Annotated in this window: 1 protein-coding gene; it reads right to left on the reverse strand. The window is 75.2% G+C overall.

What is annotated here, in order from left to right; translation table 11 throughout:
- On the reverse strand, positions 1–1,218 hold a 1,218-nt coding region (locus ABD308_RS32680; RefSeq protein WP_344343139.1), incomplete at its 3' end, for a hypothetical protein.
- Positions 1,219–1,389: the final 171 nt, after the last annotated feature.

A 1,389-nucleotide genomic window follows, 5' to 3' on the forward strand; every position in this document is an offset into this window, starting at 1 on the left:
GCCGCGCCCGCCCCGGTAGCCGCCACGGTCGCCGGACGGGCGGTCGTCACGGCGGAAGCCGCCCCGGTCGCCGGAGGGGCGGTCGTCGCGACGGAACCCGCCGCGGTCGCCGGAGGGGCGGTCGTCGCGACGGAACCCGCCGCGGTCGCCACCACGGTCATCGCGGCGCGGACGGTCGTCACGGTCGTCACGACGGAACCCACCCGGACGGTCATCACGGCGGAAGCCGCCGCCACCGGCCGGGCGGTCGTCACGGCGGAAGCCGCCGCGGTCGCCACCACGGTCGTCACGGTCACGACCGCCGTACCCGCCGGAGGGGCGGTCGTCCCGGCGGAAGCCACCGCGGTCGCCACCACGGTCGTCACGGTCACGGAACGGACGGTCCTCACGGCGCGGACGGTCGTCACGGTCGTCACGACGGAACCCACCCGGACGGTCATCGCGACGGAAGCCGCCACCGGCCGGACGGTCATCGCGACGGAACCCGCCACGGTCGTCACGGCCACCCCGGTCGAACCCACCCGGACGGTCATCGCGACGGAAGCCGCCACCGGCCGGACGGTCGTCACGGCGGAAGCCGCCGCGGTCGCCACCACGGTCGTCACGGTCACGACCGCCGTAGCCACCGGAGGGGCGGTCGTCCCGGCGGAAACCGCCGCGGTCGCCGCCACGGTCATCGCGGCGGTCGTCGCGGCGCGGACGGTCGTCACGGCCACCCCGGTCGAACCCACCCGGACGGTCATCGCGACGGAAGCCGCCACCGGCCGGACGGTCGTCACGGCGGAAACCGCCACGGTCGCCACCACGGTCGTCACGGTCACGACCGCCGTACCCGCCGGAGGGGCGGTCATCGCGGCGGAAGCCACCGCCGGCCGGACGGTCATCGCGACGGAACCCGCCACGGTCGTCACGGCCACCCCGGTCGAACCCACCCGGACGGTCATCGCGACGGAAGCCGCCACCGGAGGGGCGGTCGTCACGGCGGAACCCACCGCGGTCGCCACCACGGTCGTCACGGTCACGGCCGCCATAGCCACCGGAGGGGCGGTCGTCACGGCGGAACCCACCGCGGTCGCCGCCACGGTCATCGCGGCGGTCGTCGCGGCGGTCATCGCGGCGCGGACCACGGTCGTTCGACCAGCCCCCGCGAGACCGGGGCTCGTAGCCGCGGCCGTCGTCCGATCGACGCTCGGGACGGTCCTGAGGCTGGTTCGCCATCGTGGTGACTCCTTCTGCTGCTTCATCTCCACCGCGGATCGGGCAACACCATTGCCCTCACGCGGTTCGGCACCGGCCTTCTGGCCGTGCACCGTCTCCATTGTCCGGCATCCGGGGACACCCCGCGTCTGGGCGGAAGTCCCGTTCTGCCGGTCGTGCACACCTGCGCAC

The sequence above is a fragment of the Kitasatospora putterlickiae genome (assembly GCF_039527695.1).
Taxonomy (GTDB): Bacteria; Actinomycetota; Actinomycetes; order Streptomycetales; family Streptomycetaceae; genus Kitasatospora; species Kitasatospora putterlickiae.